The organism is Collinsella aerofaciens, from assembly GCF_015546965.1.
In the GTDB taxonomy this organism is placed as follows: Bacteria; Actinomycetota; Coriobacteriia; order Coriobacteriales; family Coriobacteriaceae; genus Collinsella; species Collinsella aerofaciens_X.
Map to the genome: position 1 here is coordinate 77,150 of NZ_JADMUF010000008.1, position 25,882 is coordinate 103,031.

18 protein-coding genes and 1 riboswitch are annotated in these 25,882 nt (G+C 59.6%); of the genes, 11 read left to right on the forward strand and 7 right to left on the reverse strand.

What is annotated here, in order from left to right; genetic code table 11:
• The first annotated feature begins 80 nt into the window (after positions 1-80).
• Positions 81-2,330, forward strand: coding sequence for a KUP/HAK/KT family potassium transporter (locus I1M21_RS06835; protein WP_195192970.1), 2,250 nt, complete (start codon positions 81-83; stop codon positions 2,328-2,330).
• Between the two features lie 81 nt (positions 2,331-2,411).
• On the opposite strand, the gene bsh is transcribed toward I1M21_RS06835, so the two are convergent.
• Together bsh and I1M21_RS06845 are read right to left on the reverse strand one after the other, a co-directional pair.
• Positions 2,412-3,377: a choloylglycine hydrolase gene (gene bsh / locus I1M21_RS06840; protein WP_195192971.1), complete on the reverse strand. Its 966-nt coding sequence runs from the start codon at positions 3,375-3,377 to the stop codon at positions 2,412-2,414.
• 244 nt (positions 3,378-3,621) lie between these two features.
• Positions 3,622-4,041, reverse strand: a complete 420-nt coding sequence (locus tag I1M21_RS06845) for a peptide deformylase (RefSeq protein WP_117563534.1) — start codon at positions 4,039-4,041, stop codon at positions 3,622-3,624.
• 193 nt (positions 4,042-4,234) lie between these two features.
• On the opposite strand from I1M21_RS06845, the gene I1M21_RS06850 reads away from it, so the two are divergent.
• The 4 genes from I1M21_RS06850 to I1M21_RS06865 all read left to right on the forward strand — a co-directional run bounded on the left by I1M21_RS06850 (position 4,235) and on the right by I1M21_RS06865 (position 10,514).
• Complete coding sequence (locus I1M21_RS06850; protein WP_195192972.1) at positions 4,235-5,548, forward strand: NCS2 family permease; 1,314 nt, start codon at positions 4,235-4,237, stop codon at positions 5,546-5,548.
• Between the two features lie 207 nt (positions 5,549-5,755).
• Complete coding sequence (locus I1M21_RS06855) at positions 5,756-7,546, forward strand: hypothetical protein (protein ID WP_195192973.1); 1,791 nt, start codon at positions 5,756-5,758, stop codon at positions 7,544-7,546.
• 302 nt (positions 7,547-7,848) lie between these two features.
• Positions 7,849-9,633 (forward strand): carbohydrate-binding domain-containing protein, encoded by a 1,785-nt coding sequence (locus tag I1M21_RS06860; RefSeq protein ID WP_195192974.1) that lies wholly within the window; start codon positions 7,849-7,851, stop codon positions 9,631-9,633.
• Between the two features lie 215 nt (positions 9,634-9,848).
• Positions 9,849-10,514, forward strand: coding sequence for an alpha/beta hydrolase (locus I1M21_RS06865; RefSeq protein WP_195192975.1), 666 nt, complete (start codon positions 9,849-9,851; stop codon positions 10,512-10,514).
• A gap of 61 nt (positions 10,515-10,575) precedes the next feature.
• On the opposite strand, the gene I1M21_RS06870 is transcribed toward I1M21_RS06865, so the two are convergent.
• The 4 genes from I1M21_RS06870 to I1M21_RS06885 form a co-directional block, all read right to left on the reverse strand.
• On the reverse strand, positions 10,576-11,910 hold the full coding sequence (locus I1M21_RS06870) for a uracil-xanthine permease family protein (RefSeq protein ID WP_195192976.1): 1,335 nt from the start codon (positions 11,908-11,910) through the stop codon (positions 10,576-10,578).
• Positions 11,911-12,032: 122 nt separating this feature from the next.
• The gene (locus I1M21_RS06875) at positions 12,033-13,166 is read right to left on the reverse strand and encodes a 5-methyltetrahydropteroyltriglutamate--homocysteine S-methyltransferase (protein ID WP_229025664.1); all 1,134 of its coding nucleotides are present in this window, start codon (positions 13,164-13,166) and stop codon (positions 12,033-12,035) included.
• A gap of 156 nt (positions 13,167-13,322) precedes the next feature.
• On the reverse strand, positions 13,323-14,219 hold the full coding sequence (locus I1M21_RS06880; RefSeq protein WP_195192978.1) for a LysR family transcriptional regulator: 897 nt from the start codon (positions 14,217-14,219) through the stop codon (positions 13,323-13,325).
• Positions 14,220-14,229: 10 nt separating this feature from the next.
• Entirely contained in the window at positions 14,230-15,138 is a 909-nt protein-coding gene (locus I1M21_RS06885; protein ID WP_195192979.1) for an HAD-IIB family hydrolase, read from the reverse strand.
• A gap of 93 nt (positions 15,139-15,231) precedes the next feature.
• Positions 15,232-15,342, forward strand: a riboswitch (TPP riboswitch).
• 51 nt (positions 15,343-15,393) lie between these two features.
• Here I1M21_RS06885 and thiM point away from each other — a divergent pair.
• From thiM to I1M21_RS06900, 3 genes are read left to right on the forward strand one after another with little or no spacing between them, the layout of a single operon-like run.
• Positions 15,394-16,233 carry a hydroxyethylthiazole kinase gene (gene thiM, locus I1M21_RS06890; RefSeq protein WP_271763051.1) on the forward strand — a complete coding sequence of 280 codons (840 nt, stop codon included), beginning with the start codon at positions 15,394-15,396 and terminating at the stop codon, positions 16,231-16,233.
• A 3-nt stretch (positions 16,234-16,236) separates the two neighbouring features.
• The gene (locus tag I1M21_RS06895; protein ID WP_229025665.1) at positions 16,237-16,578 is read left to right on the forward strand and encodes a thiamine-binding protein; all 342 of its coding nucleotides are present in this window, start codon (positions 16,237-16,239) and stop codon (positions 16,576-16,578) included.
• Positions 16,575-17,270 carry a thiamine phosphate synthase gene (locus I1M21_RS06900; RefSeq protein ID WP_022093951.1) on the forward strand — a complete coding sequence of 232 codons (696 nt, stop codon included), beginning with the start codon at positions 16,575-16,577 and terminating at the stop codon, positions 17,268-17,270. Before I1M21_RS06895 ends, I1M21_RS06900 begins: the two co-directional genes overlap by 4 nt.
• A gap of 101 nt (positions 17,271-17,371) precedes the next feature.
• Here I1M21_RS06900 and I1M21_RS06905 read toward each other — a convergent pair whose 3' ends face one another.
• Positions 17,372-18,241, reverse strand: coding sequence for a patatin-like phospholipase family protein (locus tag I1M21_RS06905; protein ID WP_195192980.1), 870 nt, complete (start codon positions 18,239-18,241; stop codon positions 17,372-17,374).
• A 230-nt stretch (positions 18,242-18,471) separates the two neighbouring features.
• Here I1M21_RS06905 and I1M21_RS06910 point away from each other — a divergent pair, with 230 nt between their 5' ends.
• The 3 genes from I1M21_RS06910 to I1M21_RS06920 all read left to right on the forward strand — a co-directional run bounded on the left by I1M21_RS06910 (position 18,472) and on the right by I1M21_RS06920 (position 25,845).
• On the forward strand, positions 18,472-21,393 hold the full coding sequence (locus I1M21_RS06910) for an EAL domain-containing protein (RefSeq protein WP_195192981.1): 2,922 nt from the start codon (positions 18,472-18,474) through the stop codon (positions 21,391-21,393).
• A 77-nt stretch (positions 21,394-21,470) separates the two neighbouring features.
• The gene (locus I1M21_RS06915; protein WP_195192982.1) at positions 21,471-24,188 is read left to right on the forward strand and encodes a bifunctional diguanylate cyclase/phosphodiesterase; all 2,718 of its coding nucleotides are present in this window, start codon (positions 21,471-21,473) and stop codon (positions 24,186-24,188) included.
• 127 nt (positions 24,189-24,315) lie between these two features.
• A complete protein-coding gene (locus I1M21_RS06920; RefSeq protein ID WP_195192983.1) occupies positions 24,316-25,845 on the forward strand; it encodes a diguanylate cyclase domain-containing protein in 1,530 nt (509 codons plus the stop codon).
• Positions 25,846-25,882: the final 37 nt, after the last annotated feature.

The window sequence follows — 25,882 nt, forward strand, 5'->3', positions numbered from 1 at the left end:
GTCTAATATCCCGATGTGCCAAACTGCTCGTGTATATATAAAGACGGCATAAAGGTTATCTGTCCTAGACAGATAACCGGATGTCCAAGGGAGTCCACGTGGCACACAACAAACTGGAGGCAAACCTCCAAGACCAGCGCGGGCAAGGCGGGCACGGAGCCATCCCCCTCTCCGCTGGCATGCTGCTCGTAACGCTCGGCGTCGTCTATGGCGACATTGGCACGAGCCCCATGTACACCATGAAATCAATCGTTGCCAACAACGGCGGCATCGGTACCGTCAGCGAGGACATGATCTTGGGCGCGCTTTCGCTCGTCATCTGGACCATGACGCTCGTGACCACGGTCAAGTACGTGGTAATCGCCATGAAGGCCGACAACCACAACGAAGGCGGCATCTTCGCCCTGTTCAGTCTCGTGCGCAAGGTGGCGCCATGGCTGATTCTCCCCGCCATGATCGGCGGCGCGGCGCTGCTCGCCGACGGCATCCTCACCCCCGCCGTCACGGTTACCACGGCCATCGAGGGCTTGCGCACTATCGAGTGGGGCCACGCGCTTTTGGGCGACGGCCAGACCAACGTCATCATTATTACCATCATCATTATCTGTGGCCTATTTGCCATGCAGCGCGCCGGTACTTCGTCGATCGGCAAGCTGTTCGGCCCGCTCATGACGCTGTGGTTCCTGTTCCTGGCAGGCGCCGGCCTGTTCAACATGCTCGGCAACCTGTCCATCCTGCGCGCGCTCAACCCCATCCGCGGCATCATGTTCCTGTTCTCGCCCATCAACCACTCGGGTATCATGGTGCTCGGCTTTGTCTTCCTGTCGACAACCGGTGCCGAGGCGCTCTACTCGGACATGGGCCACGTGGGCAAGGCAAACATCTATGCATCCTGGCCATTTGTTAAGGCGGCCCTTATCCTCAACTATCTGGGTCAAGGCGCTTGGCTGCTCGCCAATAACTCCAACCCCCAGATGCTCGCGATGGATATCGTCAACCCGTTCTATATGATGCTTCCCGAGCCCCTGCGTCCCTTTGCCATCGTGCTTTCGGCCGTGGCGGCCATCATCGCCTCGCAGGCGCTCATCACCGGCTCGTTCTCGCTAGTATCCGAGGCCACGCGTCTCAACCTTATGCCGCACCTGCGCATCCACTACCCCAGCGACACCAAGGGCCAGCTCTATATTCCGCTCGTCAACAACATCATGTGGGTCGGCTGCATTTTCATCGTGCTGCTGTTCCAGAACTCCGAGCGCATGGAGAGCGCCTACGGCCTCGCCATTACCGTGACCATGCTCATGACCACGACGCTTTTGACGAGCTACATCGCCGGCATCCTCAAGCACAAGCTGGGTGCCTGCGTCTTCGCCCTGCTCTTTGGTGCCATTGAGCTGTGCTTCTTCGCTTCGTGCCTCACCATGTTCTTTGACGGCGGCTACGTCATGATCTTCCTGGCCGCGCTGCTGTTTGGCCTTATGTACGTGTGGCGCCGCGGCACCGCCATCGAGCGCACGCAGACGATTCTGCTGCCCGTCTCCAAGTACATCGATCAGCTCAATCGCCTGCGCAATGACGAGACCTATCCCGTGCTCGCTGACAATCTGGTATTTCTCACCAACAGCCCCGACCCGCTCACGCTCGACCGAGACGTGCTCTATTCCATCCTGGACAAGCACCCCAAGCGCGCCAAGGCATATTGGTTCATCAACGTGCACGTTACCGACGAGCCCTATACGCACGAGTATTCCGTCGAGACCTTTGGCACGGACTTTTTGTTCCGCGTGCGCTTGGACCTGGGTTTTAAGGTCAATCAGCGTATCAACGCCTACCTGCGCCAGATCGTTGGCGACTTGATGGCATCGGGTGAGCTGCCGCCGCAGCATCACACCTACTCTATCTACGAGACACGCGGCAACGTGGGCGACTTCCGCTTTTGCATGCTGCGCAAGATGCTTGCCCCCGAAACGGACATCAACCGCAACGACCACCGTGTGATGGCCATCAAGTACGCCGTCCGCCGCGCCTGCGGAAGCCCGGCACGTTGGTATGGTCTCGAGAACTCGGCCATCATCATTGAGTACGTACCGCTCTTTGCCCGCATGCGTCCGGCCGTCAAACTTGTGCGCACCGAGGTGCCGCTCGAGATCCTGATCGAAGAGGCCGAGGAAATGGAAGTCGACATCTTCTCGGACGACCTGGTCAACGGCAACGAAGCCGGTAAGGACATGAACGTCGATCCCACCGAGTTACTCGAGAGCGTCGCCGATACGCCCGAACAGCAACAGCTCGACGGCCTCGAGAGCGAACAACTCAACGACGCCAACTTCTAACACGCCGCCAGCCATTGACGACAACGGTCCTGCATCTCACGGGAGACGCAGGGCCGCTTTGCATTGCAGTAAAGCTAACGGCTACGAACGACGCGGCTCGGGAACCACGAGCCTATCGGGGCTCGCGCCCTCGGCATCCATCAGGCTCACGTAGCGAATCGACGGATCCCCATACATCGCGTAGTAATAATTGCCCGTGCGCGCGCTAAAGCATCCGGTATAGATAGTCTTCTCGAACTTGCCATCGCCCATCCTGGACGCCCCCTCAATCATCACCACGCCCTCGAGTGAACGGAACATGCGGACGACGTTTTCGGTCTCGCTCTCCTTTTGCGGGTAATTGGCATTGAGGTACGCCGCCTTTACAAAACGGCTCGGCGAATAGCAGTCACCCGGAATACCGCGCATGCCGGCACCCGCGCCATAGGGCTTAAGCTCGGCGCCACGCCATGTCGCCGTCTGCGGAAAATCGCTTGTGGCCGTGATATAGGTGCGCAGGTTTTCCATGTGCCACGGGAAGGTGGGCTGATTGGCAAGGGTGTCGACCGGATCGTCGTATACATGCAGGCCGTCAGCCATCATCTCGACCACGATGCTACGCTGGCTGTCGCCGATAATCCAATGGAGCAGCGACACGCCCAGCCCCTCTCCGGCAGATTTGGCGACAATCACCGTATCGCGCAGCGCGGCCTCGACCTCATCGACCGTCGAGAACGTCGCTGCCACCCAGAGGGGAAACTCGTAGGCCGCGATATTGGTCTTGCCGTCGACAGGCCCCTCGGCATACTCGGCATAACCCGGGAAATTGAGGCCCGCCACGGCGAGGCCCGCATCGTTGCCGCAATCGAAAAACATGGGGTAGTTCTTGTAATCGATGCACATACCGATCACCGCGTGTGCCGCTGTCGCGTCGTCGATAAACGAATACGGAATGTGAAACCCGCGCGGCATCACGCGAACCTGTTGGCCGTAGTCAAAGCTCCAGTCGAGGTTGCGTCCCAGATACATGTGGCCGGAATCATCGGTAAATCGAATACTCGTGCACATAGCGCCTCCTAGCTTCACGTTCTCGCTAAGTTCATTGTCACCAAACAAAAAGGCGCTAAACACAAAAGCCCGGACATGACAACAACGTCATACCCGGGCTATTCAAGCAGGATAAACTCAACCAAGTTAACCCCGCAGGTCGTCTAAGGGGTCAAAGTGCCGCAGATTGCCACGAAAGAGGAGCGAAGCGCACTTAAGGTGCGCGAGCGACGATTGAGCGGCAAGGTGCGGTGCTTTGGTCCCCTTAGACCAACTTTCCAAGACAGTGGTCAATCATGTGCTGAACCATCTGTGCCTCGAAGCCCACAAAGTCCTGCTTGCGCTCGCGCATCTTGCCGTCGACGATCTGGTCAAAGGCAACCTTGCACTTGATGTAGCGCGTGGACTTGGTGACCTCCTCGTGCGTCAGGCAGCTCTCCTCCATCTTGCTGGCGCCCAGACCAAACACCAGACGGGGGTTGTAGAGCACATGGGGCTCGCCGGCATCGTCCAGGTAGACGCAGACCTTCTTGGTGACGCCAATCTGGTTGGCGGCAAGGCAGCCGGCATCGTCGAGCGACTTGATGGTATCGATCAGGTCCTGTGCCACCGACTCGTCCTCGACGGTCGCGACCTCGCAACGCTGGGACAGAATAGCCTCGTCGTGGCAGAGCTCTTTAATCATACGTTCCTCCATAGGGGTCGTTGTAACTGCTTAAGTATACGGTACCCACACATTTTCATACGGAAAATACCGCCCGTCCGCTACAAAGCGCCGAACATCAACATGTGAGGAACAGCAAGGTTGTAAAGGCGATATAGTGAATGAGTTCGTGTCAATCGGCCTAAACTCGGGGCCGAACAAGGAAAGGGTATGCATGGACGAACTTTTTCACGTCAGTGAGCGCAAGTCCACAATCGGGACCGAACTTCGCGCTGGACTGACAACATTCCTGGCGATGGCCTACATCATCGCCGTCAACCCCGCAGTGCTCTCGGGCGCCGGCATCGATGCGGGAGCACTCGCCTGCGCCACCTGCCTGGGCGCCGGCATCATGACCATCTGCATGGGCATCTTCGCCAACCGCCCGCTCGCCTGCGCTTCGGGCCTGGGCATCAACGCCATGATCGCGGGCATCGCCACCACCATGTGCGGCGGTGACTGGCACGTGGCCATGAGCGTTATCTTCCTCGAGGGTATCGTCATCTTGCTGCTCGTCCTGTGCGGCCTGCGCGAGGCCATTATGGACGCCATCCCCGTGGTCCTGCGCCACGCCATCTCGGTTGGCTTGGGCCTGTTTATCGCCATGATCGGCCTGTGCGACGCTGGCATCATCACCGCTGGCGCCGGTACGCTCGTCGGCTTGGGCGACATCGCCTCCCCCACCTTTATCGTCGGCATCATCTCCATCGTCGTGACGGTTGCCCTGGCTTCCCGCAACGTGCCGGGCTCGCTGCTCATCGGCATCATCGTCGCCGTTATCGCCGGTATCCCGCTGGGCGTCACCCACGCCCCCGAGGGCCTCATCGCACCGCTCGACTTCTCGACCTTTGGCGCCCCGTTTGCTAGCACCGCCGATGGCAACATGGCCATCGTGAAGGTTCTGACCGACCCGATGCTGCTCGTCGTTGCCTTCTCGCTGCTCATGAGTGACTTCTTCGACACCATGGGCACAGCGATGGCCGTCGCCAAGCAGGGCGAGTTCTTGACCGAGGACGGCAATGTCGAGGACATCCGTCCCATCCTGGTCGTCGACTCCGTGGCCGCTGCTGCCGGTGGCTTTATGGGCGTCTCCTCCATCACCACCTTCGTCGAGTCCACCTCTGGCGCTGCCGACGGTGGCCGCACGGGCCTCACCTCCGTTACCACCGGCGTGCTGTTCATTCTCGCCGCGTTCTTCTCCCCCATCGTCACCATCGTTTCCAGCGCCGCCACCTGCGGTGCCCTGGTCTACGTCGGTTACCTCATGATGAGCGAGGCCTCCGAGATCGACTGGTCCGACGTGTCGCAGGGTTTCCCAGCGTTCATGATTGTCGCCGGCGTTCCCTTCACCTACTCCATCTCTGCCGGCATTGGCCTGGGCTTTATCGCCTACGTGATTGTCGCGCTCTTTAAGGGCGAGGCCTCCAAGATCAAGCCGCTCATGTGGATCGCAGCCCTTGCCTTCCTCGTCTACTTCTTTGTAGCGTAACGGCAAAGCTGCCAAAGCAGAACGCCAAAGCGCGGAGTCGCATCGAGCGGCTCCGCGCTTTTCTTTTAAGCCCAGGCAACGCACGGACGCGCGATATATTGCTTCCCAAGTTTTGGACATTTTGCCCTCCAAACGGCACTACCGCCGGCTACATCCTGCAGATATGCTGGGCGTAATCGCATAGGCCCTATGAGGATGGGAGTAACCATGGCCGCCTTGTTCACGACCCCCAAGCGCAATGACAAAACCTCTGGAGCCCATTTTGTCGAGCCTGACGTGTGCCGTCGCACGCTGCTCGCACACGGCAGCTGGCGCCGCGTGACGCGCCGCATCGTCTGCGGCCTGGCCTGCGCGCTCACGGTGAGCTCGCTGCTCATGCCGAGCGTCTCGCTCGCGGCCGAGTGGGTGGACGTCGGCGGCGTCCGCCACGAAGCGGCCGCGGGGCCCGCGGGAGACGCCGCCGGCACCTGGAGCTGGGACGGCGCCGACGACATGAAGCTCAACGGCTATAACGGCGGTGCAATCGAGGCCAAGGGCAAGCTCAACATTGCCTACGAGGGCAAGAACACCGTGAAAACCGAGCCCGATTACACCGGAGCCGCCATCAAAGCGCAGGATGGCACTAGCCAGAAAGCAGAGTTGAACATAACGAGCTCGAATAGCACGGATGAGCTCAATGTGACAGCCGAGACCGATGCAATTAAATCCACAGGCGACCTCTCCATTTCTGGCCCAGGCACTGTGAACACCACAAGCACTAATGCCGACGGAATTGAGGCAAAGGGCGATCTCTCTATCACGGGCTCGGGCACCGTGAATGCAACGGGCGGCACCGAAGGCATCCAATCCAAGGGCAAGACCACCATCGATTCCTCTGGCACAGTGATCGCTAAAGGAAACGAAAGTTACGGCATCTCCGCAGGCAGTGACCTGATCATCAAAGGCGGTGGCAAGGTAGAAGCAAGCTCTATCGAGGACGTGGCGATTTATACCGATGGCAACATCGAGATTTCGGGCGGCAGTCAGGTCGAGGCGAGCTCCCAGGAAGACCTTGCCGTCGACGCTGAGGGCAGTCTCACGGTCACCAACGCATCCCTTAACGCAAGCGGTGTTGAGTATGGCGTCTATGGCCGCAAGGGCATCACGCTCGACCACGCGACCGTGACGGTCCGTGCAAGCACGGGCGGCGGTTGGCAAACTATCGCTCTCATCACTGACGAGGACGACATCGTCATCAAGAATGGTTCCATCGTGGACGCGCTCGCGGAAGGCGGGTTCTCGGCTGCTATCGCCAGCAGAAACTACAACCCTGGCGAGTCAGGCGGCCACATCTACATCAGCGACTCCGCTGTCAAGGCTATAGCCCGCTATATCGAGACCGGTGGCGGCGGCCCCGATCACTACAGCGGAGACCAGAACGACGAAATCATCCCTGAGTCCGAGGGCCTGAACATCGGCATCTTCGCGCAGACCAGCGAGGGCATCACGCCCGCGACCATCTCGATTATCCGCAGCAAGGTCACGGCCGAGGGAGACACGGCAGCAATCTTCGCCCTTGCCATGAGCGAGGACGGCAAGGCGATCGGCACCATCGAGATCGAGGGCGCTCCCATTCAGAGGCCCGCAGGCGGCAAGGTCATTGACTATCGCTACGAGCAAGAGTACAGCCGCAGCATTATCTACGAGGCAGGTCAAACCATCGGCACGGGTGACGCCACGATCGACTCCCCCTATGACGCCGCTGTCGCCAAGAGCACGGTCATCGTGCCTCCCGAGGAGATCAAACCCGAGGAGAAGCCCGGCGAGACCAAGCCCGAGGGTTCCAAGTCCGAGGGCGCGAAGACAACCAAGACCGTTGCAGTTGCAGCCACGGGAGCCAAGACCACCGGCAAGCTCGCGGCAACCGGCGACGCCTCGAGCGCAGCCATCGTGGCAGCCGCCCTTGCGGGAACAGCCGCCATCGCCGCAGGCGCCGTGGTGAGCCGCAAGCGCTCATAGACGCCCTTCATACACGAACCGACACTTTTAAAGCCGCCTAGTCCGCGCACCGTTTAGCAACGCCACCGCCGAGCTCCCCTCCAGCGGTGGCGTTTTCTGTTTGCACTCGTATGGCGCACACGCGAGCGGAGTCGCAACAAGCGGCTCCGCGCTTTGTGATTAATGCCCGACAACGCGTAGGTGCGCAGCTTATTCCTCTTCCGGATTTTGGACATTTTGCCCTCCAAACGGCACTACCGCCGGCAACATCCAGCAGATACGCTGAATCTAGTCGTATAGGCCCTATGAGAACGGAAGCAACCATGGCAGCCTTGTTCACGACCCCCAAACGCAATGACACTACCGCCGGAACCCATGTTGCCGAACCCGACGTTCGCCGTCGCATAGGACTCGCGCACGGCAGCTGGCGCCGCGTGACGCGCCGCATCGTCGCGGGCGCCGTGTGCGCGCTCACGGTGAGCTCGCTGCTCATGCCGAGCGTCTCGCTCGCAGCGGAATGGGTCAAGGTCGGCGGCAACAAGTACAACACCGCGGCGAGCGACGAGGCCGGTACCTGGTCGTGGGACGGCGCCGACGACTTGAAGCTCAACAACTATAACGGCGGCGAGATCCAGGCCGCAGGCAAGCTCAACGTGAATTACTCGGGAACCAACATCGTCACTGCCGAATGGATCGAAAGCATCAACGTTTCTCATGGCACTAACGAGAATGCCGAGCTCAATATCCAAGGCGACGAGGGCGGCACGCTCAGCGTGACATCTACTGAGGACGCTATCCTCTCCACGGGTAATATCAACATCGACGGAGCCGGATCCGTCAACGCCACGAGCACTGGGTTTGATGCCATCAATGCCGGAGGTGATCTCGCTATCAAAGGTTCGGGCAACGTCAACGCCACGGGTGCATCGGATGGCATCAGGGCAAACGGCAATATCACGATTGACGACAGCGGAGCCGTCACCGCCAGGGCTACCAAGGACAAGGGTATTGGAGCCGACAAGAACCTCACCATCAAGGGTGGCGGGACGGTCGAGGCAAGCTCAGCCGATGGTGAGGCCCTTTGGAGCGGCGGTAATATCAACATCTCGGACGGCAGCCAGGTCAAGGCAAGCTCCGAGAAAGACGCTGCCGTCGAGGCCAAGGGCAGCCTCGCAGCCACAAACGCCTCCCTCAACGTAAACGGTGTTGAATATGGCGTCTATGCCCACAAGGGCATCACCCTCGATCATGCAAACGTGACGGTCCGTGCAAGTAAAGGCAGATACGGTGGCGCCAACGCCCTCTTCACCTACCAGGACGACATCGTCGTCAAGAACGGCTCCACCGTGGACGCGTTTGCGGAAGGCGAGGTTTCGGCTGCATTCTCCACCAGAAACGATCGACCCAACGAGAAGGGCGGCCACATCTACATCAGCGACTCCGTTGTCAAGGCCATAGCCCGCTATGTCGAGAACGGCGACGGCCCCATCCCCTACAGCGAAAACCAAGATGGCGAGACGAGGCGCGAACCCCAAGGCGAGAACATCGGCATCATCGCCCAGACCAGCGAGGGCGTCACACCCGCAGTCATCTCGATCATCCGCAGCAAGGTAACGGCCGAAGGAGATACAGCGGCAATCTTTGCCCGTGCCATGAGCGCTGACGGCAAGACAATCGGCACCATCAAGATTGAGAACGCCGCCATCCAGACGCCCGAAGGCGGCAAGGTCATTGACTATCGCAAGCTCCGTGACGGCATCTACGAGGCAGGCCAAGCCATCGGCACGGGCGACGCCACGGTCGACTCCCTCTATATCAAAGCAGTCGCCAAAAGTACGACCATCGCACCTCCCGAGGTAGCCAAGCCGGAAGACCCCAAGCCCGACGAGACCAAGCCCGCAGAAAGCAAGCCCGCGGAGTCCAAGCAGAACCCCAAGCCTGAGGGCTCAAAGCCGACCAAGACCGTTGCAGTTGCAACCACGGGAGCCAAGACCACCGGCAAGCTCGCGGCAACCGGCGACGTCTCGAGCGCAGCCATCGTGGCAGCCGCCCTTGCGGGAACAGCCGCCATCGCCGTAGGCGCCGTGGTGAGCCGCAAGCGCTCATAAACGCCTTTGGCCTTTAACGCGCGAGACGGCACCCACAGAAGTGCTAGCCCGCACACCGTTTAGCAACGCCACCGCCGAGCTCCCCTCCGGCGGTGGCGTTTTCCCGTTCGCGCTCGCGCGGCGCGCATGCGATTGTTCTTAATGCAGCCCAACCTGTATGTGCCAGCGTGCGACAATTGGGGCTGCCGATATCACAACACTGAGAGAAGCCTGCCATGGAAGCGCATCAAAAGCAGATAACCGTCTATTCGAATCATGCGGAAAGCGCACCTGCCATCTACCTCCCCGTAGTCATGGGCGACGGCAGCGAGGTTTATGACCGCTGCCAAGAGCTCGACTACCCACCGTTCACCCTTGTCGCCATTGGTGGGCTCGATTGGAATCGCGAGCTGAGCCCCTGGGCATGCGACGGGACCGTACGCGATGCCGAGCCTTTCGGCGGCCAAGCTGCCGATTTTCTTGATGAGCTGCTGAATCAGATAATCCCCCAGGTCGAGTCGTCGCTTCCTCAGCCGCCCACCTGGCGCGGCATTGCCGGTTACTCGCTCGCGGGCCTCTTCGCACTCTGGTCCCTCTGGCAAACCGACGCCTTTGACCGCGCGGCGAGCGCATCGGGGTCGCTGTGGTTTCCCAAATTTGTCGACCGTGCCAGTACGGCCCCTTTTGCCGGCAGCCCGCAAGCCGTCTATCTATCACTCGGCAAAAAGGAACCCAAGACGCCCAACCGCATGATGCGGCATGTACTCGACGACACACGCGCGATGGAAGCGTTGCTCGTCGAGCGCGGCATCCCAACAACGCTGGAGCTCAACCCCGGCAATCACTTTGCCCAAACCGACTTACGCATGGCCCGCGGCATCCACTGGATACTGACACATTAAAAATGGTGCCCACACGCATATACGCATGGGCACCATATCTTGTTTTAGCTGAACGCAGCTGCTACTCAGCAGCCTCCTCAAGCTCGGAGACATCAAACTCAAAGTCGTTGCCCGGCAGGATGGCGTTGAGCACAATGCCCACCAGTGAGCCCACGGCAATGCCGGACAGCGAAATGGTCACGCCGCCCAGCCCCAACACGATGGCGCCGGCGGTGCTGTACGCGATGCCGAGCGAAAGCACGAGCACCAGCGCGGCAACCAGCACGTTGCGGTTGTTCTGGAAATCGACCTGGTTCTCGATGAGGTTGCGGACGCCCACAGCGCTGATCATGCCGTAGAGCACAAGCGACACACCGCCGATCACACACGCCGGCATGGTCGCAATGACAGCCGCGAACTTGGGGCAGAACGAAAGCACGATGGCGCAACACGCGGCAATTCGAATTACGCGCGGGTCGAACACGCGCGTCAGGGCGAGCACGCCGGTGTTCTCACCATACGTAGTGTTGGCCGGAGCGCCAAAGAGCGAAGCCAGAATCGTGGCAAGGCCGTCGCCGAGCAGCGTGCGATGCAGACCGGGATCGGCAATGTAGTTGCGCTCGCAAGTCGAACCGATAGCAGAGATATCGCCGATATGCTCGATCATGGTCGCGAAGGCCAGCGGCATGATGGTGATGATGGCCGTCGTGGCATGACCGCTATCGAACTGCGGCCCAAAGAGTGCAAACACGGTGTTGTCCCACACGATGGGCAGACCGACCCACGGAGCGGCGGCAACGCCCGAGAAATCAACCTCGCCGAGCGCAGCCGCAACGGCATAGCTCACCACAACGCCCAGCAAAATCGGCACGATCTTGACCATGCCACGGCCCCAGATGTTGCAGATGACGATAACGGCAACGCCAATGACAGCCACAAGCCAGTTGGTCTGGCAGTTAGCAATAGCGGAACTTGCCAGGATCAAGCCGATGGAAATGACGATGGGGCCAGTCACCACCGGCGGAAAGAAGCGCATGACGCGCTTGGCGCCAAAGGCGCGGAACAGGGCCGCCAGCACCGGATAGAGCAGGCCGGCACAAGCTACGCCCAGGCAGGCGTAGGGCAAAAGCTCGGTCTCGCCGTTGGGCGCGATTGCGGCATAACCGGCAATAAAGGCAAACGATGAGCCCAAAAATGCCGGCACCTTACCGCGCGACAGGAAGTGGAACAGCAGCGTGCCCAAGCCGGCAAACAAAAGCGTTGCCGATACCGAGAGGCCGGTGAGCACGGGCACCAGCACCGTGGCGCCAAACATGGCAAACAGGTGCTGTAGGCCGAGCAGGAACATGCGCGGGCGGCCGAGCGACGATGCGTCGTAGATGGCATCGCTGACGGCGGGCGTCGAGGACTGGGACATGGATGTCCTTTCGAATGGAAGGGCGATCAGGCATATCGGATAACCTGCCCGAACGATACGATCCGAACCATTGTACGCGATACACTATGCCTCGCACGCGCCGCCACCTGCAAACACTAGCGCTATTTCCAAACGCGCTCGGCAACGCGCTTGACCAGCGCGATCTTTGCCCATTGCTCATCCTCGGTCAGCTTGTTGCCAATCTCGCAGCTGGCAAAGCCGCACTGAGGCGACAGATACAGGTTCTCGAGCGGCACGTACTTTGCGGCTTCACGGATGCGCTCGACGATGGCATCCTCGTCCTCAAGCTCAGCGACCTTGGTGGTCACCAGGCCCAACACGACCTTCTTGCCGGGAGCAACGTACTTGAGCGGCTCAAAACCACCGGCGCGCGGCGTGTCGAACTCCAAATAGAACGCATCGACATCCTCATGCGCAAACAGGTACGGCGCGATGGGGTCGTAGCCGCCCTCAAAAGCGTAGGTGGAGTGGTAGTTGCCGCGGCATACATGCGTGTTGATGACCAGATCGTCGGGCTTGTCCGCGATGGCGGCATTGTTGAGCGCCACGCCCAGCTCGCTCACCTTTTGCAGGTCAACCGGGCTCATGCCAGTCTTGGACACAAAGTCGGTATCGCAATAGATGCCCCAGGTGCAGTCATCAAATTGGATGTTGCGGCAGCCTGCGGCATACAGGTCGGCAATCACGGTGCGATATGCTGCAGCGATGGCATCGGCAAGTTCTTCGTCGGTCTTATAAACGGCACGTAGACTCTCCTGCTGGCCGTCGCAGCGGTCGAGCGTAACTTCGGAGAACGTCTGGATCGGCGCCGGAATGGTTTGCCGCGCGACCTGGCCCTCTCCCTCAAGCGCCTTGACAAACTTAAAGTGCTCGACGAACGGATGGTTCTCGCCGCTGATGGGACCGGTTACCACGGCGGTGTCGGCGGTAGTCTCCTCATCGTGGAACATATAGCCCGTGCGCGAGGTACGACGCTCAATGCCGCTGAGTCCCCACATAAAGTCGAGGTGCCAGTAACTGCGGCGGAACTCGCCATCGGTGATGACCTGTAGGCCGGCGGCCTTCTGCTTAGCCACCAAGTCGCGAATGGCCTCGTCCTCGACGGCCTTAAGACCGGCGGCGTCGAGTGTGCCCGCGGCATAGGCGGCACGGGCGTCCTTCACAGCCTGCGGACGAAGAAAGCTGCCGACGATATCGGCGCGAAACGGCGCGTTCGGTTGAATCGAAGTGCTCATAGATATCTCCCTTTGCATTGGTTGCTTTACTGGGACAGAGTATGAGCGCTCATATGGCCATCGTAAAATATATGTTTATAACAGTTTGATATAGATGCTTCCTATATCAGTTTGGGCCGCAATAAAGAGATTTGACTCCGCGCGGAACACGGCAGCCTAGATGTGCTGACGAATCGCGTCGATATAGGCCTGCCCATAGCGCGTTAGCGTCGTATTTTTGCGCGTGATGATGCCGATCTCCATGTACTCGTCTACATCGAGCGGAATCGAGATAATACCGGGGCCGTTGAGCTCGTGGCTGATCACGCCCGAACACACCGTGTAGCCGTTGAGGCCCATGACCAGGTTGAACAACGTCGCACGGTCGCGCACGCGGATATTCTTACGACGCTCAAAGGTCGAGGTCAGTTCCTCGGAATAATAAAACGAGTTATAGCTGCCCTGCTCATAGGACAGGAACGGGTAGTCTTCCAAGTCCTCGAGCGTCACGCTGGAGCGGCCAGCCAGCGGATGGTCTGCACACACAAAAACGTGCGGCGCGGCGCAAAAGAGCCCTTCGAACACGAGCTCGTTGGCCGCCAGCATGCGCTCGATGACCTCGCGATTGTGCTCCGACAGATACAGGATGCCGAGCTCGCTTTTCATGTGCGCGACGTCCTCGATAATCTCGTGGGTTTGCTCCTCGCGCAGGGTAAAGTCGTAACGCGCGGCATCGAACTCGCGAATCACGTCGACAAACGCGTTAACGGCAAAGGAATAATGCTGGCAGCTCACACTAAAGTGTGGCACCTGCTCGGATGCGCCCTTGTACTTGCCCTCGAGCAGGTCGGCCTGATCGAGTACCTGGCGCGCATAGCCCAAGAAGGTCTCGCCTTCCTCGGACACAACGACGCCCTTGTTAGTGCGCTCAAAGATATGCACGCCCATCTCGTTTTCGAGATCGCGAATCGATGCGGTAATCGAAGGCTGCGACACAAAGAGCCGGCGCGAGGCCTCGGTGATGCTGCCGCATTCGGCAACTTTGACGACATACCTGAGCTGCTGAAGCTTCATAGCTTTCTCCCTAGACGTTCGTGACGTCGAAACCAGTCGTGCTCACCTGACGCATAAACGGCGGCATCTCCCCCGTCGCAGCGCAGGCGGCAATCTGATGCAGAGCCCCGGCGACCGCATCGTCTGCCGCAGCGCCGATATGCCAGCGCGCGGCAGCCGTGACAGCCTCGTTGGCATTGGCGACTGCAACGGAGTTGGGGACGGCATCGATCATGGGCAGATCGTTATCGGAATCGCCAAATACGGCCACCTCATCGGGCGTCAGGCCCAAAGCGCGCGCCAGCTCCAGCGCAGCGCAGCCCTTGTCCCAACCAGCCGGAAGGATGTCAAACAGGCGCACTCGGTTGTTGGGAAACACGAGCGAGAGTTCCGGCACCTCAGCGGCAACGCGCTCGCGTAGCTCCGCGAGCTCCTCACGCGAACGGGCACTCCAGATATTCGCCTTGAACACCGGCGCTTCATCGACGACGGGACGGCACGGGGCCTCTTCGCCTTTGAGCCATGCGTTGCCGCCCGACTCCATGGCGCGACGAACGCGCTCGGGATCACTCGTCACGCAATAGGCATCGTTGCCCCAAAAGTCATCGCCCAGGCTATAGACTTTTAGAAATGTATCGTCGGTCTCTTGCTTCAGATAGTCGGCCAAACGCATCAGAGCATCGTTGTCGATTGCGTGCGAGGCGACTACTTCGCCGCCGACAAACATCACCTGGCCGTTACAGAACGCGCCAGTCGAAAAACACTCGGAACGATTTTTGAACATCCAGCCCATCGCGGACGGCTGGCGACCCGAAACCGGACCAAAGTGCAGACCCGCCGCTTGCATGGCATGAATACCCTCGATGGCGTAATCGCTGGCGCCGTCACGCCCGGCCGGAATCAGCGTATCGTCCATATCGGTCAGCACAAGTTTGATCATGAGGTCCCCATTCGTATCGGTCCTACCTATTGTAACGACCTGCCAAAATAAACCTGTCCCTTTTTGGCAGGTGCGTTAGTATAGGGAACAACAGATTCGATGCGGGAGTGCCGGCGGTGCAAACCACAAGGCTGAGAGGGCATGGGGCCCAATCCTTTGAACCTGTCAGTTAATGCTGGCGTAGGGAGCATGCCGCCTTTACAGGGGCGCTGTCTATGCACAGCGCCCCTTTTCTATGCCAAGGAGGCATGTGCAGTGATTGATTCAGAACAGCTTAAGCAACATATGGTCAAGGCCGTGGATGAGATTCGCGCCACCAATCCAATGGCCGGCTCCATCACCAACACGGTGACGATTGACTTTGTCGCCAACGCGCAGCTCGCCGTGGGCGGTTCGGCCGCCATGGTCTATCTGCCCGACGAGGGCGAGGCGCTCGTTGCCGGCGGCGGCGCCATCTATCTCAACATGGGCACGCTCTTCCCCATCTACGAGCAGACGATTCCCCGCGCGGCCAAGGCGGCACACGACGCCGGCAAGCCCTGGGTGCTCGATCCGGTGGGCCTGGGCATCGGCAGCCTGCGCACCCAGCTGGTAAACGAGCTCAAGCAGTACAAGCCCGCCATCGTGCGCGGCAACGCCTCCGAGATCATCGCGCTCGCCGGCCTGTGGGGTCTTGAGGGCGAGGCGGCTGATCTGAGCCGCGTGCGCGGTGTCGATACCACCGACACAGTCGACGCCGTCCGCGATGCCGCCGTGGCGCTCGCCCGTTACACCGGCGGCGCCGTAGTGGTCTCGGGCGAAGTCGACCTGATCACCGACGGCACGACGGTGGCCAAGTCCCACGGCGGCAGCCCGCTCATGTCAAAAATCACCGGCTGCGGCTGCTCGCAGGGCGGCGTGCTGGCCGTGTACGCCTGCGTCACCGATCCGTTTACGGCGGCAGTCTGCGGCACCGCGGTCTACAACGTGGCCGGCACGCGTGCCGCCGCTGTAGCCGATGCCCCGGCAAGCTTTAAGGTCGCCTTTATCGACGAGCTCTACCGCGCGACCGCCCAAGACATCGCCAACAACCAGCCCGGGCTCGAGGAGGCATAAGCCATGTCCGAGCCCGCAACCAATACCGGCATGAACACGCTCGTCGCCGTGGCCATCGCCCCATGCGGCACCGGCGATGAACTCTCCGCCGAGGTCGCCGAGGTCGTGCGTGTCATTCGCGAGAGCGGCCTTCCCAACCGCACCACCTCGATGTTCACCGAGATCGAGGGCGACTGGGACGAGGTCATGCAGGTCGTGCGTGATGCGACCTTTGTGTTGGCAAGCAAGGGTATCCGCACCGAAGTCGTGCTCAAAGCCGATATTCGACCCGGATTTACCGACACCATGACCGGCAAACTCAAGCGCATGGAAGCGCAGATCAAAAAGCAGGAGGAAGCACGATGAGCATCCGCGACAACCTTGATATCTCGGCCTACCTGGTACTCGGCCCCGAAAACACGCTGGGACGTCCCGTGGGCGATGTGGTGGCCCAGGCGCTCGATGCCGGCTTTACCTGCATCCAGGTGCGCTCCAAGGTGGCAAGCGCCCGCGAGATCATCGCACTGACCGGCGACGCCGCGCAGGCAATCGCACAGGCCGGCAAGACCGGTCAGGTCGCCCTGTTAATCGACGACCGCCTGGACTGCGTACTCGCCGCGCGCGAGCAGGGTATTGCTGTCGATGGCGTGCATGTAGGCCAGAGCGATATTCCCGTCGAGGTCTGCCGCAAACTTTTGGGCCCCGATGCCATCGTGGGCCTTTCGGCCCGCTGCGAGGAGATGCTCGAATACGTCAAGACCGCCGACATGAGTCTGGTCGACTACCTGGGCATCGGCCCGCTCCACGAGACCGAGACCAAGCGCGATTGCGGACGCGCGGCCGACGGCTCCATCATCACCAAAAGCTTTGAGGACCTGGCCGCACTCCACGCGGCAAGCCCCGTGCCCATCGTGGTGGGCGGCGGCGTCAAGACGGCCGACCTGCCGCAGCTCAAGGCCACCGGCGTCGACGGCTTCTTTGTGGTGAGCGCGGTCTGCAGTGCCGACGACCCCCACGCCGCAGCCAAGGAGCTCGTCGACACCTGGCAGCAGGCATAGGCATAAGCCGAGCAGCTGATTCACAGTCTCATATCTTCTAGAGCGGAAAGCGCATCCCAGTTTGGACCTCCATTCCGGGATGCGCTTTCCGTATGCAACCCCTACCCCGCTAGGTAGGCCTCCAACGCCGGCAAAGTCGCCTCCGCATCGCGGCGACCGACCTGGTAGATGCGCTCGAGCTCATCCGGTTCGCGGCACAGCGACGGCACCTTCACCGATTCGCTCGGCCGCACCACAAAGACCTCGCCGGCAGACTCGCGACGTGCCAGGTCATCGAGCGTGGCATTGTAGACCTCATGCCGATGCTCAAGCGCTGCGACAAACTCCGGGTAGTGACGGAACACGCGCCGCAGCATGGGCATCACGCTGTTGGGCTGCTTCACAAAGCCCGCCGGCTGCGTGAGTACCACGATATTGCGGTCATACCCCTGTGCAAACAGCCATGCGCTGGGAATAGAATCGGCCACGCCACCATCCAGGTACTTACGGCCCTCAATGGCAACGGGACGCGTCGCCACAGGAATCGCCGACGATGCCCGGATCCACTCGATATCCCTCTCGTCGCCATAGGGCAGGTCGTGGTAGACGGCCTTGCCCGTCTCGATATCGGTACACACGCACGTAAACCGCATGGGGCAGGCGCGATATGTCTCCAGGTCGACGGGATCGCGCTCGATGGGCACCTCGTGATAGGCAAAATCGGCATTGAACATATCGCCGGTTCGCAGCCAGCTGGTCACGCTTGCATAGCGCTTGTCGGCACAATAGGCCTTGTTGTAGCGAATGGCGCGGCCGATCTGGCGCGATTTAAAGTTGTAGCCAAACGCCGCGCCCGCCGAGACACCCACCATATGGTCGCAAGTTAAGCCGTGCTCCATCCATACGTCGAGCACGCCCGCCGTATACATACCGCGGTAGCCGCCTCCCTCGAGCGCGAGCCCCACCGTGCGCGTCGTATCCGGCTGTGCCATGCGACCATCTCCGTTCCTGCGTTTAAAACCGGGACAAGTATACCCGTCAACATATACCGTCCCAGTCGCATTTTTCATGCGCACCCCAGGCGTTGCCGTTTGGGGAATAAAAAACACCTCGCGGCGTTGCCATCCCCTTGCGCGCCCATAAGATGTTTATACTATTCAGTACTTTTCGATAACAAATAGCAAGCTGACAAATAAGCTCAGCAATGCAACGAGGCGGGGGCATGGAAACAAACGAGATGCAGGGTGCCGAGCCGCAACAGCACGACGAGATCAACCAGCTCAATACCCGTCTCGCCGAGTTATCGAAGCTCTACGGCGCACAGCAGCCCGAGGCCGAGCGCCTGCTCGCAGAAGCAACCAATGCCGCCGCCCACCTAAACGACCGCATCGTGCAACTCAAAGCCGATGCCTACATCGATTCGCTCACGGGCCTGCCCAACCGCACCGCCTACAACCATGACATTACATGTGTTTGGGATCGACAGCTCGAACACACGATTGCCTATATCGATATCGACGGTCTTAAAGTCTGCAACGACCATTTTGGACACCCAGCAGGCAACCGCTACATCATCAAGGTCGCCGACTGCCTTAAGCTGCACTGCCGTCCCGATGAGCGCATCTACCGCATAGGCGGCGACGAGTTCGTGCTCATCTCTATAACCGATTCGGTTGAGATGCTCAACCAGCGGCTCGAGGCCTGCCGGGCTTCTCTTGCCAGCTCGACGTTCGATGATGGCCAGACTCCCATGAGCTACAGCTACGGTTGCGCCCACGCCAATCCCCAAGCAGGCGATGTGTTCCACAAGATGACGGCCGAGGCAGACCGGCACATGTACGACTACAAATTCGCCAACGCCACACGCAATCGCATGAACAAAGCGTTCAACGAGCAGTATCGCGCACTCGACACCTTTGACGATTTTCTTGACGTGCGGGACCGCATCTTCCAGGCGCTATCGCTCACGGATACCGGACGCTACCTGTTTATCTGCAACGTCGACACCGATCAGTCTCATTGGTCTCAAAACGCTGTACAGGATTTTGGCCTACCAGCCGGAAACGTCCATCAGATGGACAAGGTATGGTCGCAACACATCCATCCCGACGACATCGATGCCTGGCGCCAGGATATCGAAGAGGTGATGTCCGGCAAAAAACACCGTCACAGAATGCGCTATCGCGCCAAGGATGCAAGCGGCCGATACATTACTGTCACGTGCTCCGGCATACGTCTTGACGGCAACGAAAGTGAGCCCACGCTGTTTGCCGGCTCCATCACAAACGCGAGCATTGTCGAAAGCACCGATCCCGCTACCGGTGTGGGCGATGTGCGCGCACTGATGGCGGCTATCGAGAAGCGTAGGGAACTCGCCAAACCCACCGATTTGGTGGCGTTTAAGTTCGAGAACATCGACCGTATCAATGCCGTCTATGGCTACCAAACGGGCAACGATGTTCTCATGGAGCTCACTGGGCGCATCCTGTCTCAGCTCCCCGAATCGCCCGAGTTCTTCCGCTCATATGGCCTGCAGTTTGTTCTTATGTTTGACAGCCAGCCCGACATCGATCTTTCCGATGCCGCCCAAAGGCTGTGGCAAACGCTCATGGCCCCCATCACGGTGCATGACATCGATATCGTCCCTGTCGCCCACACGACCTTTGCGCGTTATTCGTCTATCACCTCGCAGCCGCTCACGGTGCTGTCCAGCCTCAATCGCCGCCTTGACGCCGAGATACGCAGCACGGCTCCGACACATCACAGTCCAAGCGCTTTGACCCAAGTCGGTAGTTTTGCCGCGTACGACCGACGGGACAAGATGACCGGTCTCATGCGCGGCAATGATTTTCTACACGTCGCCGACACGCATCGGTCCGCGCACCCCAACGAAGACCGCGCCATTGTCGCCATCGACCTGGGACGCATGCGCGTCTTTAACGAGTGGTACGGACGCCAGGCAGGCGATACCCTCATTGCCGAGGTAGGAAGCGCGCTGCAGACGTTACAAGCCGATTGCGGCGGGATCGCCGGGTACTGGGGCCAGGACGACTTTGTCGCCTATCTTCCCGGCGACCGCAGAACCATCGACACGCTCTACGAACGCATCCGGGGCATCGTCGCCACGCGCGACGACTCGGTCGGCTTTTTGCCCGCCTTCGGCGTTTGCCCCGTAGGCTCAGAAGAACACATCAACATTTTGCTCTACGACCACGCAAAGGCCGCGCTCACCCGCGCGCGCCACGATTTTAGAAACCGCATCAAGTTCTTTGAACCCGAGACCTACGCGCAACGCGAGCGCGAGGACCATCTGCTCTCGGCATTCCAGCACGCTCTGAACCAAGGACGGATAACCTTCCACATCCAGCCGCAATGTGACATGGAAACCAAAAAGATCATAGGCGGCGAAGCGCTTGCCCGCTGGAAAGACGAGGACGGCGGCTTTGTCTCACCCGGTACGTTTGTACCGCTGCTCGAGCGCAACGGCTTCGCGGTGACGCTCGATCGCCATATTTGGAGCCTCGTTTTTGCATGGCTCTCCGAGCGTTTGGCTCAGGGATTGCCCTGCGTACCCATCTCCGTCAACATAAGCCAAACCGATTTGATCTCGGTTGACGTCGCCAAGCAGTTCGAACGCCTGGCAATGCGGCATGCCGTTCCTACGCATTACGTTAAGGCCGAAATCACCGAAAGCGCGTACGCCAATAATCCCGAGGATGTTACAACGCTCGCCAGCAAACTCCGTTCTCTGGGCTTCTCCGTGCTCATCGACGATTTTGGCAGCGGATCGTCGTCGCTCAGCATGTTGCAGAATATTGACGCCGATGTGATCAAACTCGACAGCCGTTTCATGCCCGTCGAAACCAGTCAGGCAGACAAGGGAGAAAGCATCGTCAAGTCTGTCATCAACATGTCTTGGCAAATCGGCATGCCCGTCATAGTCGAGGGCGTCGAGACCGACAAGCAAATCGCTTTTCTGCATGAACTCGGTGTGCGCTATGTCCAAGGTTTTTACTACTACCGCCCCATGCCGATCAATGCGTTCGAGGAGCTCCTTGCCGACAGCGCATCCATTGACCCGCGCGGCATCCTTTTGCAGAACAGCGGCCATACGCTGCCGCCGCAACATGGCGCCGCTTGTTAACGACAAACGCCTTTAGCCCCCACCGCGCAGCGCAACCAGCGCGCCGCAGCGCCTCGACCCAAGAAAGCAGCGTAGCTATGGATAGCGCCAACAACTATACCGAGAAGCTCGAAAAGACCGTTCGCGACCTTCTCGATCGTCAGGATGATTTGATTAGGACCGCCTTTACCGACCAGCTTACCGGGCTTGGTAACCGCGGCGGCTTTGCCCGCTCCCTCGAGGAGCTCTGGGAGCAGGACACCCCCGTTACCATGGCGTACATCGATATCGACAATCTCAAGCACTGCAACGACGTCTTTGGCCATGACGAGGGTAACCGCTATATTTTGCAGGTAAGCCTCTATCTCAAGCTGTATATGAAAGTGGACGAAGCGGCGTTTCGCATAGGCGGCGACGAGTTTGCCATCCTATCTACGATTGCGACCGAGGACGACCTCGCCGAACGTCTGGAACACTGCCGAACGGTCCTGCTCAAAAACAACGATTCCGAGATGCCCCGCTCGTTTAGCTATGGAGTGTCGTATGCCGACCCCGCCCTGGGCGAAGCCCCCAATCGCATGACGCTCGATGCCGACCATCGCATGTACGACTACAAGCTACGTCATGCCATGCACCTTGATCGACGCAATATCACGCAAGTCCACGCCGACGACTTCGAAATAAGCGATCGCATTTTCGACGCCTTTTCGATGCTCAACGAGGGCCGCTATTTCTTTATCGAGAACTTGGACAAACATCGCACCCTTTGGTCACAAGGCGCCTTGCGCGATCTTGGCCTTCCCTCGGAGCACATAGACAACTGTCGCGATTACTGGAAAACGCGCGTGCATCCCGATGACCTTGAGGCCTACATCAACGACATCGACCAGGTCTATAACGGCACCAAGCACCGTCGCGTCATGCAGTATCGTGTGCGCAATGCCGTCGGCGACTACGTCCTCTGCCGTGCTCGCGGGTTTCGCATCGACGGCGACGAAAATGTCCCCTCGCTCTATGTCGGCGAGCTCGTCAACCACTCACTTGCCGAAACCGTCGACGCCGCGACAGGCCTCGGAACCCAGCGCATGTTGGTCAATGCCATCGACGCCTGTCGTTGCGACCGTTGCGAGACGGGCCTTATAGCGGTGCGCGTTCGTGGCACGACAAAGCTCAACGAGCTCTACGGAGCCGAGGCTGTCGACAACATGCTCGCCGAATACGCAGGCCGCATGCTGTCGATCACCCGCGGCAGGAGCAGGGTCTACCGTTCACGTAGCGTCCAGTTCGTCGTGCTCAGCAACGACCTGGACCACGAGGCATTCGAGCAACTGACCCGCCACCTTAAAGAGGCCGTTTTCGCTCCTGTGCAAATCGCAGGCGACACCATTGCTCCCGTCTGTCTTGTCGTCCCGACCTTTTACGAACGCCTGGACTCCCAAGCATCGACTGTTTTGGGCGAACTCGATCGTCGCCTTCGTACGGCCGGCGGACTTGTTCCCAACGACAGTCTGCCCATACCCGAGATGGAACGCAAAGGCGCCGTCGCCGAGCACCTCGACATGCTCACCGGTCTCTACCGACCCAGCGAGTTTATGCGCCGTGCCAATGCCTTCATCAAGGCAAGGCGCGACGGCGCTTGGTGTATCGCCACCGTCGACATGGGCCACATGCGCCTATTTAACGAATGGTATGGACAGGCCGAAGGCGACCGTATGCTTGCCGATGTGGGCACGGTGCTCAAGGATATCGAGAATGACGATATGGGCGTCGCAGGGTACTGGGGACAAGACGACTTTTGTCTGCTCATACCCTTTGAGCACGATTTCGTTCACCGTGTCTATGCGCGCGTGCGCGAGGCTGTAGCCAAGCACAACGACGGCGTAGGTTTTTGGCCGTCCATGGGCGTTTACCCCATCGACTCCAATGAGGAGATCACCATCGATGCGCAGGCAAAGGCCATGTTTACCAATCGGCGCGCAAAAAACGACTTTAAGGAGCGCATTGCCATTTTCTGCCCCGCGGAGTACGAGCGCGAAGTCGCGTTCCACCACACGCTGACCGAATTCCAGTACGCGCTCTCAGATGGTCGTATTACCTACCACTTGCAGCCCCAGGTCGATATGGAAACCGGTGAGATTATTGGCGCCGAAGCACTCACCCGCTGGATTGACAAGGACGGCTCTCTCATTTCGCCCGCAACGTTTATCCCCGCACTCGAGGAAAGCGGCTTTGTGGTGACGCTCGACAAGTACATTTGGCAGGGTGTCGCCTCGTGGCTGCGCGAGCGCATCGATCGAGGGCTTCGTGTGGTTCCGGTTTCGCTTAATGTGTCGCGCGTGGATATCCTTGCCTGCGACGTTGCCGAGCATATGGGGGCGCTCGCCGCCCAATACAACCTACCGCCCGAGCTCATGCGTATCGAGATCACCGAGACGGCTTATACGGGAGAGTCCGAGGCCGTGGACAAACTGACGGCCGACCTGCACACCCGCGGCTTCTCGACCTATATGGACGATTTTGGCACCGGTCAGTCCACGCTCGCGATGCTCAAGAACGTCAACGTCGACGTCATCAAGCTCGACCGCGCCTTTGTACCCACCGATCGCGATCAAGGCCGCAGCACGCAAATCATTTCATCGATGCTCGAAATGGCGCAGTCGCTCCATCTGCCCGTCGAGGTCGAAGGCGTCGAGACAAATGAACAGGCGAACACGCTACGACAAATGGGCGCCCGCTACGCTCAGGGCTTCCTCTACTACCGCCCCATGCCGGCGAAGGATTTTGAGGCATTGCTCGATGGTGGCAATAACAACTGATACGCTCGCGCGCAAAACGCCACCGCCGAAGGGGGAATTTGCCTCCATTAGCTGACTTATATCCCCAATTCAAACCGAATTGGGGATATGATACAAACCATTGTTCCGCCCAAGGAGGTTATCCATCATGAACGAGTCATATCGCCTGGGTGAGCAATTGATTATTGCCTATCTCCAACGACTTGCGAATGGCATCTCGACCGCCGAACTCGATGTTGCCGCGCTGCCTGCTGAGCTACGCGCCGTTGGTGAGCAACTGCAAAAGACGCATGCCATCCTGCAACAAGAGCGCCGGCTGCTTGAGCGCAACGCCTATATCGATCCGCTCACCAACTTGGGCAACCGCAGCGGACTCGACCGTCACGTCGAGCAACTCTGGCGCAAAGGCGACCCCTTCACCTGCGCCTATATTGACATCGACCATCTCAAGCATTGCAATGATAGGTTTGGCCACGCCGAAGGCAATCGCTATATTCTGAGCATCTGCTGCACGCTCTCCGAAACCATGGAGCACGATGAGATGCTGTTCCGTATCGGTGGAGACGAGTTTGTGCTTATCTCGCTCTCCGCAAACGAGACTGAACTCGAGCAGCGCTTGGAGCAGGTACGTGCCGGGCTGATCGAGGCGAGCTCAGATGGCAAGGCGCCCATGATCGCCAGCTTTAGCTTTGGCTGCTCGCGCGTCGATCCACTTGCCGGCGACACGCGTCGCCAGATGACGATGGATGCCGATCGCAAGATGTATCGCTATAAGCTTATGCATCGTGTACAGCAACCGGAAAACAATGACGCGCCGCAACGCCCAATCGCCGATCAGCTTCCCTGCAACGACCGGGTGTTCCAAGCGATCTCCATGAGCTCCGAGACGCGCTATCCGTTCATCCTTAACCTCGATACTGGAGAATCGCAATGGTCGGTTAACGCCGTGCGCGATTTTGACCTGCCTTCCCAGCACCCTTTTAACTCACTCGACATGTGGCTCGCCCGCGTTCATCCCGAGGACCGCGACAACGTACGCGCCGAGCTCGACATGGTGATAAACGGCACGTGGCACTTCCACTACATGCAGTATCGCGTAATGGATGCCACCGGAAAATACGCGCTTTGCGACTGCACGGGCTACCGCTTGGACGGCACCGATACCGAGCCCAGCATGTATGTGGGCATTATCGTCAACCGAAGCCTAGCGGATACGACCGACTCGGTAACGGGCCTGGGCGATGTCCATGCGCTGGTCAACGCTATTGGAGAGATGCGCCGCGTGCCGCACGAGGCAGGCTTTATTGCCATTAAGGTCGACGATATCGCCGAGGTCAATGCCCGCTTTGGATTCGATGCAGGCGACCGCGTGCTCGCCGAAAGCGCCGCCTGCCTCATGGATTGTTCGCGCGGCAAGGGCCGCCTATTCCGCTCGACGGGGCCGACATTCGTGGCACTCTTCGATGAGCTCGGCCCCGAGGCAATCGATGAGATCGCAAGCGACATCGAACGGTTCCTGGGTTCTCCCGTGCTCATCGGCTCGCTTGAATATCAGCCGCCCATTCGCGTGGCCACGCTCCATCTGGACGGCGTCGACCGTCAGCCTGTTTCCATTTTGAACGAGCTTAAAGCGTTGCTCGGGAAAGCCGTGCAGGTGCCAGGTACCAAACTGGATTAGCACCGCGCCCGCACCGCCTCCCCCATCGTGCGATAAT

Bases quoted from the DNA above. Each gene is read 5' to 3' on its own strand.
- I1M21_RS06835 (WP_195192970.1), top strand. From the start codon at position 81: ATGTCCAAGGGAGTCCACGTGGCACACAACAAACTGGAGGCAAACCTC.
- bsh (WP_195192971.1), bottom strand. From the start codon at position 3,377: ATGTGCACGAGTATTCGATTTACCGATGATTCCGGCCACATGTATCTG.
- I1M21_RS06845 (WP_117563534.1), bottom strand. From the start codon at position 4,041: ATGATTAAAGAGCTCTGCCACGACGAGGCTATTCTGTCCCAGCGTTGC.
- I1M21_RS06850 (WP_195192972.1), top strand. From the start codon at position 4,235: ATGGACGAACTTTTTCACGTCAGTGAGCGCAAGTCCACAATCGGGACC.
- I1M21_RS06855 (WP_195192973.1), top strand. From the start codon at position 5,756: ATGGCCGCCTTGTTCACGACCCCCAAGCGCAATGACAAAACCTCTGGA.
- I1M21_RS06860 (WP_195192974.1), top strand. From the start codon at position 7,849: ATGGCAGCCTTGTTCACGACCCCCAAACGCAATGACACTACCGCCGGA.
- I1M21_RS06865 (WP_195192975.1), top strand. From the start codon at position 9,849: ATGGAAGCGCATCAAAAGCAGATAACCGTCTATTCGAATCATGCGGAA.
- I1M21_RS06870 (WP_195192976.1), bottom strand. From the start codon at position 11,910: ATGTCCCAGTCCTCGACGCCCGCCGTCAGCGATGCCATCTACGACGCA.
- I1M21_RS06875 (WP_229025664.1), bottom strand. From the start codon at position 13,166: ATGAGCACTTCGATTCAACCGAACGCGCCGTTTCGCGCCGATATCGTC.
- I1M21_RS06880 (WP_195192978.1), bottom strand. From the start codon at position 14,219: ATGAAGCTTCAGCAGCTCAGGTATGTCGTCAAAGTTGCCGAATGCGGC.
- I1M21_RS06885 (WP_195192979.1), bottom strand. From the start codon at position 15,138: ATGATCAAACTTGTGCTGACCGATATGGACGATACGCTGATTCCGGCC.
- I1M21_RS06895 (WP_229025665.1), top strand. From the start codon at position 16,237: ATGTCCGAGCCCGCAACCAATACCGGCATGAACACGCTCGTCGCCGTG.
- I1M21_RS06900 (WP_022093951.1), top strand. From the start codon at position 16,575: ATGAGCATCCGCGACAACCTTGATATCTCGGCCTACCTGGTACTCGGC.
- I1M21_RS06905 (WP_195192980.1), bottom strand. From the start codon at position 18,241: ATGGCACAGCCGGATACGACGCGCACGGTGGGGCTCGCGCTCGAGGGA.
- I1M21_RS06910 (WP_195192981.1), top strand. From the start codon at position 18,472: ATGGAAACAAACGAGATGCAGGGTGCCGAGCCGCAACAGCACGACGAG.
- I1M21_RS06915 (WP_195192982.1), top strand. From the start codon at position 21,471: ATGGATAGCGCCAACAACTATACCGAGAAGCTCGAAAAGACCGTTCGC.
- I1M21_RS06920 (WP_195192983.1), top strand. From the start codon at position 24,316: ATGAACGAGTCATATCGCCTGGGTGAGCAATTGATTATTGCCTATCTC.